Annotated in this window: 13 protein-coding genes; 4 read left to right on the forward strand and 9 right to left on the reverse strand. The window is 68.2% G+C overall.

Translation table 11 applies throughout. The annotated features are described in order from the left end of the window. Positions 1 to 715: 715 nt before the first annotated feature. Positions 716 to 1,276, reverse strand: a complete 561-nt coding sequence (locus ACFV46_RS31055) for an SMI1/KNR4 family protein (RefSeq protein WP_361929590.1) — start codon at positions 1,274 to 1,276, stop codon at positions 716 to 718. A gap of 1,744 nt (positions 1,277 to 3,020) precedes the next feature. Between ACFV46_RS31055 and ACFV46_RS31060 the strand changes: the two genes are divergently transcribed. Next, the gene (locus ACFV46_RS31060; RefSeq protein WP_385500675.1) at positions 3,021 to 3,644 is read left to right on the forward strand and encodes a DsbA family protein; all 624 of its coding nucleotides are present in this window, start codon (positions 3,021 to 3,023) and stop codon (positions 3,642 to 3,644) included. 635 nt (positions 3,645 to 4,279) lie between these two features. Here the strand turns inward: ACFV46_RS31060 and ACFV46_RS31065 are convergent. Then, positions 4,280 to 4,879: a DUF6058 family natural product biosynthesis protein gene (locus ACFV46_RS31065; RefSeq protein WP_385500676.1), complete on the reverse strand. Its 600-nt coding sequence runs from the start codon at positions 4,877 to 4,879 to the stop codon at positions 4,280 to 4,282. Positions 4,880 to 5,529: 650 nt separating this feature from the next. Next, a complete protein-coding gene (locus ACFV46_RS31070) occupies positions 5,530 to 6,342 on the reverse strand; it encodes a helix-turn-helix domain-containing protein (protein ID WP_385500678.1) in 813 nt (270 codons plus the stop codon). Positions 6,343 to 6,601: 259 nt separating this feature from the next. Between ACFV46_RS31070 and ACFV46_RS31075 the strand changes: the two genes are divergently transcribed. Further along, positions 6,602 to 7,576 (forward strand): alpha/beta hydrolase family protein, encoded by a 975-nt coding sequence (locus ACFV46_RS31075; protein ID WP_385500738.1) that lies wholly within the window; start codon positions 6,602 to 6,604, stop codon positions 7,574 to 7,576. 103 nt (positions 7,577 to 7,679) lie between these two features. Beyond that, positions 7,680 to 8,201, forward strand: a complete 522-nt coding sequence (locus ACFV46_RS31080; protein ID WP_385500680.1) for a hypothetical protein — start codon at positions 7,680 to 7,682, stop codon at positions 8,199 to 8,201. A 48-nt stretch (positions 8,202 to 8,249) separates the two neighbouring features. On the opposite strand, the gene ACFV46_RS31085 is transcribed toward ACFV46_RS31080, so the two are convergent. From ACFV46_RS31085 to ACFV46_RS31100, 4 genes are all read right to left on the reverse strand, one after another. Further along, a complete protein-coding gene (locus ACFV46_RS31085) occupies positions 8,250 to 8,663 on the reverse strand; it encodes a hypothetical protein (RefSeq protein ID WP_385500681.1) in 414 nt (137 codons plus the stop codon). A 75-nt stretch (positions 8,664 to 8,738) separates the two neighbouring features. Then, positions 8,739 to 10,193, reverse strand: coding sequence for a dihydrolipoyl dehydrogenase family protein (locus ACFV46_RS31090; protein WP_385500682.1), 1,455 nt, complete (start codon positions 10,191 to 10,193; stop codon positions 8,739 to 8,741). Between the two features lie 228 nt (positions 10,194 to 10,421). Continuing rightward, the gene (locus ACFV46_RS31095; protein ID WP_361929609.1) at positions 10,422 to 10,895 is read right to left on the reverse strand and encodes a VOC family protein; all 474 of its coding nucleotides are present in this window, start codon (positions 10,893 to 10,895) and stop codon (positions 10,422 to 10,424) included. A 122-nt stretch (positions 10,896 to 11,017) separates the two neighbouring features. Then, positions 11,018 to 11,923, reverse strand: a complete 906-nt coding sequence (locus tag ACFV46_RS31100) for an NmrA family NAD(P)-binding protein (RefSeq protein WP_385500683.1) — start codon at positions 11,921 to 11,923, stop codon at positions 11,018 to 11,020. Between the two features lie 546 nt (positions 11,924 to 12,469). On the opposite strand from ACFV46_RS31100, the gene ACFV46_RS31105 reads away from it, so the two are divergent. Further along, positions 12,470 to 12,922, forward strand: a complete 453-nt coding sequence (locus ACFV46_RS31105) for a MarR family winged helix-turn-helix transcriptional regulator (protein WP_361929615.1) — start codon at positions 12,470 to 12,472, stop codon at positions 12,920 to 12,922. Between the two features lie 268 nt (positions 12,923 to 13,190). Here ACFV46_RS31105 and ACFV46_RS31110 read toward each other — a convergent pair whose 3' ends face one another. Then, a complete protein-coding gene (locus tag ACFV46_RS31110) occupies positions 13,191 to 13,370 on the reverse strand; it encodes a hypothetical protein (protein WP_385500685.1) in 180 nt (59 codons plus the stop codon). A 345-nt stretch (positions 13,371 to 13,715) separates the two neighbouring features. Further along, complete coding sequence (locus tag ACFV46_RS31115; protein ID WP_385500687.1) at positions 13,716 to 14,756, reverse strand: hypothetical protein; 1,041 nt, start codon at positions 14,754 to 14,756, stop codon at positions 13,716 to 13,718. Between the last annotated feature and the right edge of the window lie 63 nt (positions 14,757 to 14,819).

A 14,819-nucleotide genomic window follows, 5' to 3' on the forward strand; every position in this document is an offset into this window, starting at 1 on the left:
CAGCCGCTACGCGGCGGCCAACTCCCCTGCTCCGCAGTGGAGTTGATGACCCGTCACTCCGTTCCGGGTCCTGGAATTGCTCCGCAATTCCAGACAGAAATTCGCTCCGCGAATTCCTGAGAAGCGCAGCTACACGAGCGGGGTCGGCTCGGTTGGAAATATCCAATAGCGGTATTGGCACCTCTTGGGAGGGTAAAAATTATAAAGGTCAAACTTTCTCGAAAAAATGACTTCCCCTCAGTTGCGCCAGAAGGGACGTCAGAAGACCGACCACGTGCCCTAAGGGCGTTGGCCTTGAGGGCGCAGAAGCTGGCTGTCCGGCCGTACACCCTCAGCGCAGCACCTGACGAGCAATCAGGTGCAATTCGGTATGCGGCAGGAGTGGAACAGACCTTCCCGTCACGGGTTGGACACGTTGCTATTTGGAGTCCTTAAGGGTGCGTTCTCCGGGGGATGCGGAAAGTCCGAGGGTGCGGCGTGGAGTTTCAGATCTCTAATGGAATTGCCCGCCGAGTGCGCGGCGGTAGCGCCGCTCTATCCTTCATGCGTCACGACGGTCGAGGTGGCGGGCCAGGAGTTCGCCAGCTCTTCCGATTCCCGCGGTCAGCCACTACGCGGGGAGGGACATCATGCAGACCGCACACAAGACGTGGCAAGGCGCGCACTGCCGGCGCCCTCGAGGTTTCATGCTGCCGTGCACGAGTTCGTGAACAGGTTATGCAGCGTCATACCAAGGTTTGTTGTCGGCCCAGTGCCGGATCCATCCCGCGAAGCCGGGTTCTCCGGTGGTGTAACCGAACTGAGCCCCGAAGGGGACGGCACCGACGTCACTGATGAGCCAGATGTGCCCTCGATGGGGTCCGGTGACGATGAGGTGCCAGTTCATCGCACATCCGTCGGTGCCGAGCACGATGGAGCCCTGGCTGTAGACCTTTTCAAGGAGATCGTCGGTATCGTCGTTCGATGCCTCGTCCTCTTCCCACTTCCACGCCCGGGTCAGTGGAAACGGCTCCCGCAGGTCACGGTCCTGCTCGTCATCGCCCCAGTCGTCCGGAAGCTTCGCCACGGGCAGGAGCCCGTACGTCGGCGGCCCGGAGGACGAACCGTCCGCTATCTCAGCGATGAAGGTCCGATAGGGCTCGGGTAGCACGATTCCGTGTTCTGCCTCAAAGACACGGACCGCCTCCCATTCAAGAGCCGGCTCAGCTCCGTCATCGGCATCGAACGCCGCATGGAGCGCAGCCAACTCAACAGGGTCCGCATGATCAATGTTCATGGGGCATGAATACCATCCTGTACGGGCCTGTCGATCATCCTCAGGCTTCGTGATGTGTGTGCCTGCCCTCCTCCGCGGGACCTGTTCACAGGGATGCGGGTCTCACGGGGTCGGTCTTGTGATCCGATTGCCGCCGGGCACCGTTGGTCTCGGGTGTCACGCGCGCGCGGGGTGCGGTTGGTGGAGCGGGTGGCTGCTGCCTAGCAGTTGGGCTGTCTGGTACTGCGCCTGTTCGGCGGCTGCCAGGGCGTCTCCCCGCTCGCGCACCAGGTCCTCGTAGATGGGTGGGGGGTTTCCTTCGTTCGGGCTGCCTGTCATGGTGCTGGCCTTTCCATCTTGGGCACTGTCCGAAGTGGTCGTTTCGGCGCGGCGTTGGGCTTTGTGAGGCTCTGCAGAAGTGGCGCGTTCGCGTTGGATCAGGCTCGGTTTATTTTTGTGGCAATGCCGTCGTCGATCAGTAGACAAATGACGGCCGGAAGCCCCTAATTGGCACGTAGGCTCTCTGTGTCCATGGTGGAAATGTCTTGTGCCCATCCGGCCAGCCAGTCTGCCGTTCTGTGCACCGAATTCGACGAAGGGGTTCGCCTGGTTGGCGTCGAGCAGGTGGAGCACGGTCCGCAATCCCAGCAGGCCGGCCGTGATGTCGGCGATCGTGCAGATGGTGAGGGCCGTTCTGTGTGCGGCGTTCTGGTTGCGGACGGAATGGGTCGGGCGTCGCCGGATGGCCGTGGGTCTGGTATCCGGACGCCGGGTCGGTGTGGTTCATGGGGGGATCTGTTTTCCTCCCTCTACAGCGTCCGGTATTCGTCGTAGCGTTACAGTCTGCGGTTGGAACACCATAATGTCGGGGCCTATTCGGTCACGTACCGAAAAGAGCACACTGCGCCGTACATTCCGGGCAACGGGAATGTGATGTTTTGAGGTGGCCCGGCGGGCCTACCTCGACCTCCTTTTGGCGCCGATCAACAGGCGGGGCGCGGCCGTTCTGCTGCTGTTGTCCTATGTGTCCTGGCGAGAGGGGGCGGGGCCTGATGGAGGGCGTGGTCGCCGCCGCGGATGGGGCACCGAGTAGCGGGTGTCCGTGCGTCGTCCGAAGATGCGGGCGTGTGCGGTGGTCATGGGGCTGACCGCGTCACATCGATGGCTGCCGGTGTCGGCGGGCCGGACAGCGCTGGGTCCTGCCGGCGAGTCGTTCGGGCACACCCGAAGTGTTGCGCCAGTAGCCGTTCGAAGACTGAAAGGGATTCGCACAGGTGGTCTTTGAGGAGTCGTACTGGTTGACCTCGCCCGTCTGGGGTACTGCCCTGGTCAGCGAGGTCCTGGTGCGTTGGCCCGCGTACACGGTGTGCCGTGCTTCTTGCCGGTTCGCGTGATGCCGAGGAGCTCGGCCCGGTCGCGGGCCGATGGGCGATGGGGCATTCGCCCGCAGTTTGGTCCTGGGGCTTGTGGGAGTGAGCAGTGGCGGAAGGGTCGTGGTTGCTCGCCGAAGCTTTGGGTGCGGAGTTCTGCGGCGGTCGGTGATGGGGCTGCGGTGGCGGCCCGGATGATCGAAGCCGGCTCTGTCGATGGCTATTGCTGGTGCGTTCTTCCTGCTGATGATCTAGGGTCGCGCTGTTCTCTGGGGAGGGGAAGGTTCATGAGGCGTGGGGGCCGGTGGGCTGTGCTGTGCGCGGCTGCGGTGCTTGTTGTGTCGGGGTGCGGGCAGCGAGCGGCGGAGCACGAGCCTGATTTTGCGAGCGCCGCGATGCTGCCGGAGCGGCTCGGTGCGGATGGCACCACCATCGCTGTCGGTGATCCTGGCGCGCCGGTGAAGGTGCATCTGTATGAGGATCCTCGTTGTCCGTACTGCAAGGAGTTCGAGACGACGGGCGGTGGTCCGCGGCTTGGTGAGGCGTTGCTCGACCGGTCGGCCGTTGCCGAGTACACGCTCGCTTCCTTCCTGGATGACCGGCTCGGTGGCACCGGTTCTAAGAAGGCGGTCAACGCGCTGCGTGCCGCGCTGGAGGAAGGCAAGTTCGTGGAGTATCACGCGCTGCTCTATGCCAACCAGCCCGAGGAGAGTGTCGACGGTTACACCGACGCCTACCTGCTGGAACTTGCCGGTGATGTCGAGGGGTTGCGGAGTCCGAGGTTTGATGAGGCGGTCCGGTCCATGAAGTACCGCGCTTTCGTCGCCGCTTCCGAGGAGGCTTACGAGAGGGCCGGTGGGGTCAAGGAACCTGAAGGTCCCGGCACGCCCACCGCGGTGATCAATGGCAAGCGGATTCCGCTCGAGTATGGCGCCCTTCTCATGGAACGGGAGACCTTCGCCCGGCTTCTCCAGGAGATCCACGACAAGCCCGGAGAGTGGGACGCGACCACGCTTTGATCACCTCGCGCCATCGGGGACTGCTCGTGGCCGTCGGCGGCCTCACGCTCGCGCACTGTCGGTGCGGCAGTGAGCCTGAGGCAGTCGGTTGTCCAGCGGTCTGGGGGGAAGCCAGTAGGGTGCGCCGGGTGGTGAGTGAACCCGGCCGGGCCGATGCCCTCCGCCTCATCGTCACAGGGGGAGGGACCGGTGGCCGTGCTTACCCGGCGCTCGCTGCGATTCGTGTCCTGCGGGGTCGGCTGGCGGTCGGGGGCAGGCTTCTGGCAGGAGTTTCGCCGCCTGCCCGACCGGTGAGGCGAGGCCGACCGCGGCTTCGCGCCCACGGTGCGCACACCGGCCCTCCCCCCTCCCCCGGGCGAGAGCCCGGTACGAGCAGCCCGGCGGCCTCGGCGGCCTTCAGTAGCGCCGGTTCAGGCGGGCCGGGGGGCTTGTCGGGGCCGGTCCGCAGCCCGCGACCGGCTGTTGGCACGAGACCGGGCCCGCCTCAGCAGCGGTGGCGGGTTGTGAACGCTCCCTGCCTTGTGGCCCTCGTCCGCGTCGGGGCCCACTTCGACGGCCCACCTCGTGGAAGGTCGTGAAGTCCGCGCGGCAGGAATGGCCCGACCGATCTGCGGAACGCCACCCACGGCTTCGGGTCACGGGCGCGGGAAGCGGGCGCGCATGGCGTTGATGCAGGTGTCTCGGGAGGTGGGTCCGCCGAATCGAAGGCGGTCGTAGCCCGTGAATGCCGGCTCCAGGGTGTCGAGTTCGTCGACAAGAGCGTGCAGTCGCTCAGACCATTGCACTGAACCGGTATCCGGCTCGTTCACTGCGGCACCGATCGCGGTCGTCAGGTAGTCCTTACGCTGAATGGTGGTGGGGGTCACGGAGTGCAGGCACACGTACTGTCCGCTGAGATACGCATTCCACTCCGCCTTCCCTGTCATCGGGTCGGCCCAGTGAGCGGTGAACCATGCTTCGAGCAGGTCTACGCCGCCGGCCTCGTCGGCGAGAGTGAACAGGTCGGCCGGTACCATCTCAGCACCGTCGGAGCGCAGATATCCCGGAAGCGGCAGACGCTGCTCGAGCATCAGCCGGCGGACCGTATCGGCTTCGCGGCCATGGACTGCGCACAGTTCCTCCAGGGCAACGAACTGTGCGCTGACGTACGCGTCATCCGGGTCGGTCATCGGATGGCCGCCGTTGACCTCGCGGAACCGCTCTGCGAGTTGCTGCTTCAGGTCCGTCTCCGGCACAGGGGGCCTCCGGCGTCATCGGCGCGGGCGTTTCCCCCGCAGGGGTTCTGCACGCTACAAGCCGGACGGTTCGGCACCCACCGAACAATCGATGAAACTACGAAAGAATCAGGGCACCTCACCCCATCCTCCGCCCTCCGAACCACAATGCCTGGCAGTAGCTCGACGACGCCTGTGATGGGCTGGTTGTGCTGCCCGGTCACCGCGTGGGCCGCACACGCCTGTAGGGATGCGGTTCGCGTCTCCCCGACCGGCTGGGGCTGGCGTCGGGCCCCGGTGCCAGTTCCATGCCGCGGTCGGCGACGTTGACCTCGACGCATCAGCCGCGTTCGGCGACCGTCCTTGTACACGGGCGAAGCCCGAGTAACTCCCTTGCAGCAGGAGTTTTCCTACGGGTCGCTGAAAGAGATCGCAGGGGCTGGGGCTGCTGAAGGCGGCGACAGTGTTGTTTGCGACGATGCGCGTGTGAGCTACGGCCTTGTTGTCTGGGTCGGCCCCGCCGTGCCCTGTCCTGTCGACTCACCGCACAGCCTCAGAGCGGGATCATCGCATGGCCGTCGGTCCGCGCTCCAGGGGACGTGACCGGGCGCGCCAGTCGGCATCTTCCCACGGGGGATGGCAAGGTGACGGTGGGTCAGGACATCTCGGGCCTACCTCACGGTCCTGGCATAGCCACCCGCGCTCATACCGAGCTCCCGGCGGAAGTGCCGATTGAGCTGGCTCTGATCACAGTAGCCAAGCTCGGCGGCGGTCTCTGCCACGGATCGTCCTGCCGCCAGCAGGGACTTGGCGTGTGCCAAACGCAACAAGGTCCGGTAGCGGTGCGGCGGAACTCCGTAAGCCTCCCGGAAACCCCTGATCAAGTGGCGTTTGCTGCAACCGGCGACGGCCGCGAGGTCGTCGAGCTTGATGTTGGAGTCCAGTTGGTTGTGGAGCATCTCTCGTACTTGACGAAGCGCTCGAGGGCGAAGTGTCGGACTCGCTGTGCCGGGAGCGTCCGCGTGCCTGGCGAGCAGGACGTTCAGCAGGCGGATCAGTGAGGACTCGAGGTCCAACTCGTCCTCGCCGTCGGCCAGACCTCTGTGCAGCGCGGCGATGCCGTTGAAGAGGCCGCGGTCGGAGTAGGTCACCTGGTGGAAGCGCGGGCGGCCTGTGCCGAGCGGGATGAGTTCGGCGTCGATGAACATCAGTTGCACGAGGGCCTGGCCGTCAGCGGCGGCTTTGTCCTGAGCGAGGCAGCTCACGACCTCGTGGGGTTCGATCACCGTCACCGCGCCAGGAGCAGGGGGACTCTGGGTTCGCCCGAGGTACTGAAAGGGGGGTGCGGATCCGCCGTGCGTGATCTTGACGGTGTACCCGCTGTTCACGACGGTCGGGAAGTCACCGTCGGCAACGCGCACGACCAGGCTCTCGATTCCGAACGGTGCTCTTCTGCGATGCCCGTCGCTCGCGGACTCAGCCATGTCATTTTCGCCCTAGTTCGGCTTGTTCGATCGATCTTACAGTTCCCGGCAGGACGAGGGGCGTCCGTCGGGTCGGGAGGCACGACCGTCGAAGGTCGGGTAAGTCGTCCCCTGGCCGTCGGACTGTCCCCGTTCGTACCGATCCGGGTGCCGGGCGGCGGTCCCTGACCCATTTGGGCTCGTGGCCATGACCGCCGTTCCCCTGCCTGCCGCCCTTTGCGACGGGCGCTATGTCGACACCGATCTTGAAAGGGCTCCGATGAGCAAGCCGTACAGCGACGCCGCCAACATCCCGGTCAACGCGTCGCAACCTGTCCTCACCTACCACCCGGTCACCCTCGACGTCCCCGGCCGGCCCGTGCCGCTGGAGGTCAAGGTGTCGATTCCCGCGAGCGGCACCGATCTGCCGCTCATCCTCCTGTCCCATGGGCATGGGATGGCGAACTTCCTGTCCTCCTACAACGGTTACGGGCCGCTGGCGAACTTCTTCGCCGCCCATGGGTTCGCGGTCGTCCAGCCGACCCACCTGGACTCGACGGCCCTCGGTCTGCGCGACACCGGTCTGAGGGACGCGCCCTTGTTCTGGCGTGACCGCGCCACCGACATGCACACCATCCTCGACCGCCTCGACGCCATCGAGGCCGCCGTCCCCGGTCTTGCCGAGCGGCGGATCGACAGGGATCGTGTCGGTGCCGTAGGACACTCCCTGGGCGGCAACACCGTCTCTCTCCTCCTCGGGGCCCGGATGCTGGACCCGGGGGACGACCGGCCGAAGGACCTCTCCGACTCCCGTGTCAAGGCGGGGGTGCTCATCGGGGCTCCGGGCATCGGCAACGACGAGCACTTCGCCGAGTGGGCGAAGACGAACTACCCGGTGCTGTATTACACCGATTTCGAGCAGATGACAGGCGCCGGTCTGATCATCGTGGGCGATCAGGACCTCAACCCGCACTTCTCCAGTCGGCTCAGCTACCGTGCCGACGCCTACTCGGCCAGCCCTGGCGGCAACAAGACCATGGTGACCATGTACGGCGCCGGCCACATCTTCGGTGGCATATCCGGATACGACGCGGCGGAGACGGACGACGAGAATCCCGAGCGTGTGGCGACTCTGCGGGCTCTTGTGTGGGCGTACTTGCGCAGCCGGCTCTACTCGGCCGACCCGTCCTGGAAGAACGCGGTGAACGCCCTGGAGAACGGTGAGGACCCGATGGCCATGGTCGAGACGAGGTAGTTCCGCGAGGTGGGCGGCGGCGCGGCGCGACGGCCGCCGTCCACGGCACTTCATCGCACCGAGACCTTCCGCCCCCAGCGCAGATCGCCCAGGAGCAACCGCCATGTGGACCACGTTCGCCGCGACCGTCGGTGGAAGCGCCGCCGGCCTCACCGGCCTCACCTTCATCGTCGTCGCGTTCCGCTTCGACGTCGTCGCCACCTCCCAGGAGTACCGCAACCGCGCCGCGCAGACCGTGTCCCTGTTCCTGACGACCACAGTGACCGCATCGCTGGTCACTCTGCCGCAGCCGACCTGGGCGCTCGGGGTCGAGCTGCTGGTCGCCGCAGCGGCGAGCGCAAGTCTGCTTGCGGTGCTCGACCACGCGGCCCGCCGTGGCACGTCCCGGCATGCGCGGTTCGTCCTCGTCGTCGCGCTCGTCGTGTTCGCGGCAGGTATCGCCGCCGCCGGAGTGTTCGCCGCCGTCGGCTCCACCTGGGGGTTGGGCTTCTACGCCGCGAGTTCGCTGCTCGGCCTCACGTGGGGCGTCTACGGGACGTGGGTCTTCCTCACCCAGGCGGGCACAGATCAGATCAACGCGGTAGCAGACGTGCATGACCAGCCCGGCACCGTGCCGGCCGCCTGACCGGCCTCACACAGTGAGGCGGTTCGGGCGTGCGTCCGGGATCGTTGCTCAGGACTCGTCGGTGAGGAAGTGCTCGGCGAGCGGGGTGCCTGCGAACTTCTTGTGCATCAGACGGGAGAAGAGCAGCAGTGCGTTGCACGGCCGGTGGAGGACCGCGAGGTCCTGGGCCTGTCCTGCGGTGTTGCGGGTGACTGTGACGACGACCTTCAGGGGTTCGCCTTGGATGGAGGACTCGTATATCTCCAGGAATCCGTTGTCGCCGAAGTCGCCGGCGTAGCTGAAGTCCTGGAACTCGTACAGGGTGCGTGCCGTGACCACGATGGCGCGCACCGCTTCGGGTCCTCGCGCCGTGCCGTTCATCGCCGCGCCTTCCAGGGTGACGTCATCGGCCAGGTTGTCCAGCCACCACGGGTAGTAGCTCAGTCCTTGGTGGTTTTCGCTGTCGCGTTCGGTGTCGGTCATGTGAGGTGCCTTTTCTCGCTGCTGCGACCGTGGGCCGGGTTCTGGATGGGAGGGGCTGGATGTGGCTGTCTGCGTTCAGCCGCGGTGGGTCTCGAGGAGTCGCAGCCACACTTCGCTGATCGTGGGGAAGGCCGGCACGGCATGCCACAGGCGTTCCAGCGGTACCTCGCTGACGATGGCGACGGTGGCGGAGTAGAGCAGTTCGCCGACTCCGGGGCCGACGAAAGTGGCACCGACCACCGTGCGTTGATCCGCGTCGATGAGTATGCGGGCTCTGCCTCGGTAGCCCTGGGCGTACTGGTGGGCTCCCGAGACGCGGGCCAGGTCGTAGTCGACCACGTCGACGCGCCGTCCGGACTGTTGGGTCTCGTGTGTGGTCAGGCCGACGGATGCGACCTCAGGGTCGACGAAGACGACCTGCGGGACGGCCGCGGCGTCGGCGGTGGCGGTGTGCGGACCCCACCTGTCGGTGTGGACTTGCCCGCCCTTCGCCCGCGCCACGATCGCGGCCCCGGCGATCCGAGCCTGGTACTTGCCCTGGTGTGTGAGGAGCGCGCGGCGGTTGACGTCTCCGACCGCGTAGAGCCAGCCGTCGGACACGGCCGTGACCTGGCAGGAGTCGTCGACGGTGAGCCAGTCGCCCGGCGTCAGGCCGACGCTGTGCAGTGCGACGTCGCTCGTGTTCGGGATGCGGCCGGTGGCGAAGAGGATCTCGTCGGCGACCAGGTCGCTGCCGTCGTCGAGGGTGATGGCCACCTCGCCGTCGTCCCCACCGTGGCGCTTGACCGCTGTGACGGTGACCCCCAGGCGCACGTCGGCGCCCGCCTCGCGCAGGCCCTCGGTGACGAGCTCGCCGGCGAAGGGCTCCATCCGGTGCAGCAGCCCGTCGCCGCGGACGAGCAGGGTCACTTGGGAGCCGAGTGCTTGCCAGGCCGTGGCCATCTCGGCCGCCACCACCCCGCCGCCCACCACCGCGAGCCGGCCGGGCACATGGTCCGCGCCGGTGGCCTCTCGGCTGGTCCAGTGCCTTGTGGTGTCCAGTCCTGGCAGGTCGGGCAGTGCCGTGGTGGTGCCCGTGCAGAGGGCGACGGCATGACGTGCGCTCAGCAGGACCGTATCTCCCTGCGGGGTCGTCACCGACACGCGCTTGGGGCCGTCGAGGCGCGCGTGGCCCCGCACGAGGTCGACGGAAACCGATTCGAGCCATTTGACCTGGTTCCCGTCGTCCCAGTGGAAGGTCATCTCGTCGCGGTGGGCGAGTACGGCGGCGACGTCCAGCGGCCCGGCCGCCGCCTTGGCGAGCCCCGGGACACGCCGGGCGTCGGCGCGCGCCAGGACCGGCCTGAGCAAGGCTTTGCTGGGCTCGCATGCCCAGTACGAGCATTCACCTCCGATGAGTTCGCTCTCCACGATGACGGTGCTGAGCCCGGCGGCGCGGGTCCGGTCGGCGACGTTCTCGCCGACCGGACCGGCACCGATGACGACCACGTCGTAGTCCCGGCTCGTTTCACTCGATGCGACTTGACTCATCATTGATCCTGTTCGTCTCGGGTGACGGCACGAGCCGTCGAGGCCTCGGCCGGTCGGATCGCGATGCCCCCGGACGCGTCGTGTGGCGCGTCTCGGGTGACGGCACGAGCCGTGGAGGCCTCGGCCGGTCGGATCGCGATGCCCCGGGGGCGCGTCGTGTGGCGCACCGCGGCTTTGCGGCCGGGAGGTGTGCCCGTCTCGTCGGGCTGCTCGTGCGGCGAGGCCGGGTCAGCGGCCGGGGGCTCGCTGCGTGATCTCCTGCAGCACCCAGCCGTTGCCGTCCGGGTCGCTGAAGGTGGCGTAGGAGCCGTAGCTGGCGCGCTCGGGGTGCGGGCCGGTGATCCGCTCCTGGCCCTGGCCGTCGTGGACGACATCGCCGGCGTCGTGCCCGTGGAAGAAGACGCCCTTGCCGTCGTGGAAGATGTCGCTCACCTCGATGCCGCGCCCGACGAGCTGCGCGCGGGCCTGTTCGATGTCCGGGACGACGAGGTACAGGCCCTGGACGGAGCCGGGCGGGGCCGTCGTCAGGCCCCTGCCGAAGATGATCGAGGCCTCGGACCCGGGCGGCGTGAGGTGCACGACCCGGTAGTCCTCGTTGATGTCCTTGGCGAGGTCGAGCCGGAAGCCCGCTTTCTCGTAGAAGGCCCTGGCGCGGTCGACGTCCGAGACAGGCAGGACGAGAAGTTCGAGTTTCATGTTCATTTCTGCGCTCACTTTCGTTGTCCGGGCCCCGCGCCTGTACGGGACTTCTTCGGCGCGGTCCCGTGGTGTGCAGGACGTGCGGAAGGGCGGAAAGCCCCCGTGAACGGCCGGCCGGGAAGGCGTCAGCCGAGGTAGAGGTCTTCGTGTGCCGTCACGAACTGCTCGATCGTCTGGGCCGGCTCCCCGGTGAGGTTCTCGACGTCCCTGGAGGCACGGTCGTAGCGGTTCTGCTGGTGGAGCCGGCACATGGTGACGATGTGCTGCTCGATGTGCGGTGGCAGGCCGATCTTGGAGAGCACCTGCGTGCGCCACTGTTCGAGCGGCACGTCGACGTAGGCCACCGGCCGGCCCAGTGCTTTGGAGAAGGCCTCGGCCATCTCCGTCATGTCGAGGGTGCGTGGCCCGGTCAGTTCGTAGACGTGCCCCACGTGGGGAAGCGGGTCGTGCAGCACGGCCGCGACCGACCGTGCGACGTCGTCCACGGCGATCGGCGACGTGCGTCCCGCTCCGAACGGCAGCGCGATCGTGCCGTTCTCGCGGATCGTCTGCGCGGGGAGCGTCGTGAACAGCGGGTTGTCCAGGAACGTCGTCGGCCGGATGTGCACAACCGGCAGTCCGGACCAGTTCAGGACCTGCTCCGCGAGCCAGTGCAGTCGCTGCTGGTGCGACTCGGCGGTGCTGGTGGCGGTCATCTGAGACACCGTCATCTGCGACATGTCGATCAGCGCGTCCAGCATGCCGTACTCCCGCGCGACGCTCGCCGCGACGGTCGCCGCGAGGAGGTGGTCGGGTGAGACGGGCATGGCGAAATACATGCTCTTGGCGCCTTCCAGTGCGGCCGCGACGGTTTCGGGTCGCGTGAGATCGCCGATGACGACCTCTGCGCCCAGGGCGCGCAGTTGCGCGGCACGGTCGTCGTCCCGGCGGACCATGACGCGCACGGGCACCTGCTGTGCGCGCAGCTTCTCCAGGACGGCGCGGCCCACGCCGCCGGCACCTGTGATCAGGACCAGGTCTGCGACAGCCATCAGGTGCTCACCTTCTACGGGATCGGACAAGATCGCGCCTTCGCATCCGGGGTGGAGCGCGCGGTGATCGACGGGCACATCCACAGGCACAGGCACTGCGGGAACGGCCGGTGAGCGGCATCGCAGGCCTGCTTCCACCTATACCATTAGGAGCATATGCTCCTAATGGTATAGGTGGAAGCAGGCCCCGGGCCAACGGATGCCACCACCGAGCGCCTTGCGCGGCACACACGCGCCGCCGGCGGAATAAGCGCCTCGCGAGAGCCGGTTCCCGCACCGCCCACTGCCGGACGACCGCTTCCGGCGACTTCGCCCCGCGTCAAGCCTACGTCCGGGCCGGTAGCGTCGCGACCGGCCGACGATCCCCCCCTCCCCCCCCCGCTCCCAGCGGACGGCCCCGCGCGGCACCCGTCGCGCCGCCCCGGCCGCCCCTTCGGGTCCAGGGGCGCGGCGCCTGCGTCCTCCCCCGGGCCAGGTGGGCACCGCCACCATTAGGAGCATATACTCGTACACGCTCGTCCACGGGATCGGTATCTGGAGAGGATCATGACGCGCACCGGAACAGACACCCTCGACGCCTGCAACAACCTGGCCCTGCGCAAGGCGGCCCGATACCTCGGCGCCACCTACGACAAGGCGCTCGCCCCGACGGGCCTGCGCGCGACGCAGTTCAGCATCCTGCAGAAGCTGAGCACCCAGGAGCAGACCACCATCACGAGCCTCGCCGACATGATCGCCATGGACCGCACCACCTTGGCCACCAACCTCAAGCCCCTCGCCCGGGAGGGACTGGTCACCGTCGAGCCCTCACCGACCGACCGCCGCGCCCGCATCGTCACCCTCACCCCGGACGGCCTCGCCCGGATGAAGGCCGCCCTCCCCTACTGGCGCACCGTGCAGTCCGAGTTCGAGGAGAGCTTCGGCCAGGACAAGGCAGCCCGACTGCGCGCCGCGCTCGAGGACGTCCTCGGCACCGGATTCCACCCCTGGGCGGAGTAGACGCCGGCCCTCCTGTCGGCGGGCCCCGCCTGGAACAGGTGGAGGAAGCACCCGATCCCGACTCCCGACCGCTCCGGCGGCGGCGATCGACGTCAACCGGACGCGAATCTTTCCGGTCCTTCACAAGGGTCCTCTCGGGATTCGTACGGCGCGTGAAGGGTGGCGCAGCACTGCGGAAGGATCGAGGACCCCGGCACCGGGGGCGACACCGGTCGCGCAGCGGCTGAGGCTCGCGGATCCCGCCCGTCCGGCCGGGCGGCGGCGCGGCTCACAGGCCGCCCATGCGTATGAGCCACCGGTCCGGGTCGTAGGCACCGCTTCGGGCGTCGTGCGCAACCGCCGGCCGCTCCTCCACCGTGTCCTCCAGCCGGACAGGCTCGGGCAGGCTGGAGAACCGCAGGCTGCGCTGCCTCTGCGCCGGGTCGGCGGTGGTGCGTCCGTGTTCCATCCCAGCCTCTCCTCCTCGCGGCGCTCCCGCCGCGCTCGCCGGCTCCGCCCTGCCCGGGGCAGGGTCGCAAGCGGCCTTCCTGATGGCCTCGTCCAGCCACCGGGAACCTCTGCGTGACGATCCCGACCAGTCGCGCCGTTCCCCGCAGTCCGCGGGAAGGGGCCGGTCGTCGGCCACCCCACGCAGTCCGCGCGAGGGGGGCCGGTCGTCGGCCACCCCACGCAGTCCGCGCGAGGGGGGCCGGTCGTCGGCCGCCGTTCTTGCCGGGAGTCCTGCCCGCCGGGAACGGCGGAGAGCCGCAACGGCACAACGGCAGGAACAGCAACCGGGCGCCTGTCGCCGCGCTCACGCGCCGGCTGCCCGGCGCCGCATCAGGCGGGGGCGCAGACTCAGCACGAACCCCGCGACGACGGCCCACAGGGCCAGGGTCAGGACGGGACCTGCGAGGTGCGCGCCGTCGTAGTAGCTGAGATCGGCGATGCCGCGGACAGCCGCTCCCGGCGGCAGCAGGGCGGAGACGGCCCGGGCCCAGGAGGGCAGAAGGTCGGCTCCGATGACCGCGCCGCTCGTGGCGTTGCCGACGGTCAGCAGCACCAGTGTGGTGACCGGCAGCCCGACGGGGCCCAGGAAGGCGCCCAGCAGCTTCGTCGTGAACGCCGTCGCGGCCGCGAGCAGGGCCAGGACGAAGACCAGCGGCACCAGCGGGGCCGGAGCGGCGCCCAGGACGGGCCCGACGACGATCGCCCCTACGGCGCCGATGGCGGCGGAGGCTCCGCCGAGCAGGAAGTACCGGTGCCGAAGACGCATGACACCGGCCAGCCCCAGGACGTTGGAACCCAGGACGAAACCGGCCAGGCTCACGCCGAAGGCCACGTAGAAGCCGGCCAGGCCGCGGGCGTCGTGCTCGGCCAGCGGGACCACGTCCGAGGTGGTCACGTGCGCGCCGGCGCCCTGGGCGTAGGCGTCGACGAGCCGGCTCACGGCCGATGTGGTGGACACGCCGGCGGCTCCGGCGATCTGCAGGTTCAGCCGGCCGGGGGCCGCGGTATCGAGCACCGCCACCACCTCGTGCCGCTCCAGCGCGTGACGTGCCGTCGCGGCGTCCGCAGCCGGGTGGACCTCGACGGCGTCACCCAGGGCGTGCTGTATCTCGCCCGGCAGGCTCGGCCCGGTGACGGCGACCGGCACCCGGTGGGGCTGCGGGTCACGCTGGAGACCGACGTAGCACGCGATGAAGGCGGCCACGACGATCAGCGAGATCAGCACCGGCTGCAGCCATGCCTTCACCGGCGGCCGGTCGGCCCGCCTGCTCGGCTCGGGTTTGCGCTCCGCTGTCGCGGGGCGCTGCCGCTCGCGCTCGGCAGCCGATGCAGTGGAGAGAGTCATGGCACAACCTTCTGGCGGGAAATCGCCGCAGAGACAAGGGACCCGGGAGAGCCCCCCTCGGCA

Source organism: Streptomyces sp. NPDC059852 (assembly GCF_042731455.1).
Classification (GTDB): domain Bacteria; phylum Actinomycetota; class Actinomycetes; order Streptomycetales; family Streptomycetaceae; genus Streptomyces.

Bases quoted from the DNA above. Each gene is read 5' to 3' on its own strand.
- ACFV46_RS31055 (WP_361929590.1), bottom strand. From the start codon at position 1,276: ATGAACATTGATCATGCGGACCCTGTTGAGTTGGCTGCGCTCCATGCG.
- ACFV46_RS31060 (WP_385500675.1), top strand. From the start codon at position 3,021: ATGCTGCCGGAGCGGCTCGGTGCGGATGGCACCACCATCGCTGTCGGT.
- ACFV46_RS31070 (WP_385500678.1), bottom strand. From the start codon at position 6,342: ATGGCTGAGTCCGCGAGCGACGGGCATCGCAGAAGAGCACCGTTCGGA.
- ACFV46_RS31075 (WP_385500738.1), top strand. From the start codon at position 6,602: ATGAGCAAGCCGTACAGCGACGCCGCCAACATCCCGGTCAACGCGTCG.
- ACFV46_RS31080 (WP_385500680.1), top strand. From the start codon at position 7,680: ATGTGGACCACGTTCGCCGCGACCGTCGGTGGAAGCGCCGCCGGCCTC.
- ACFV46_RS31085 (WP_385500681.1), bottom strand. From the start codon at position 8,663: ATGACCGACACCGAACGCGACAGCGAAAACCACCAAGGACTGAGCTAC.
- ACFV46_RS31090 (WP_385500682.1), bottom strand. From the start codon at position 10,193: ATGAGTCAAGTCGCATCGAGTGAAACGAGCCGGGACTACGACGTGGTC.
- ACFV46_RS31095 (WP_361929609.1), bottom strand. From the start codon at position 10,895: ATGAACATGAAACTCGAACTTCTCGTCCTGCCTGTCTCGGACGTCGAC.
- ACFV46_RS31100 (WP_385500683.1), bottom strand. From the start codon at position 11,923: ATGGCTGTCGCAGACCTGGTCCTGATCACAGGTGCCGGCGGCGTGGGC.
- ACFV46_RS31105 (WP_361929615.1), top strand. From the start codon at position 12,470: ATGACGCGCACCGGAACAGACACCCTCGACGCCTGCAACAACCTGGCC.
- ACFV46_RS31110 (WP_385500685.1), bottom strand. From the start codon at position 13,370: ATGGAACACGGACGCACCACCGCCGACCCGGCGCAGAGGCAGCGCAGC.
- ACFV46_RS31115 (WP_385500687.1), bottom strand. From the start codon at position 14,756: ATGACTCTCTCCACTGCATCGGCTGCCGAGCGCGAGCGGCAGCGCCCC.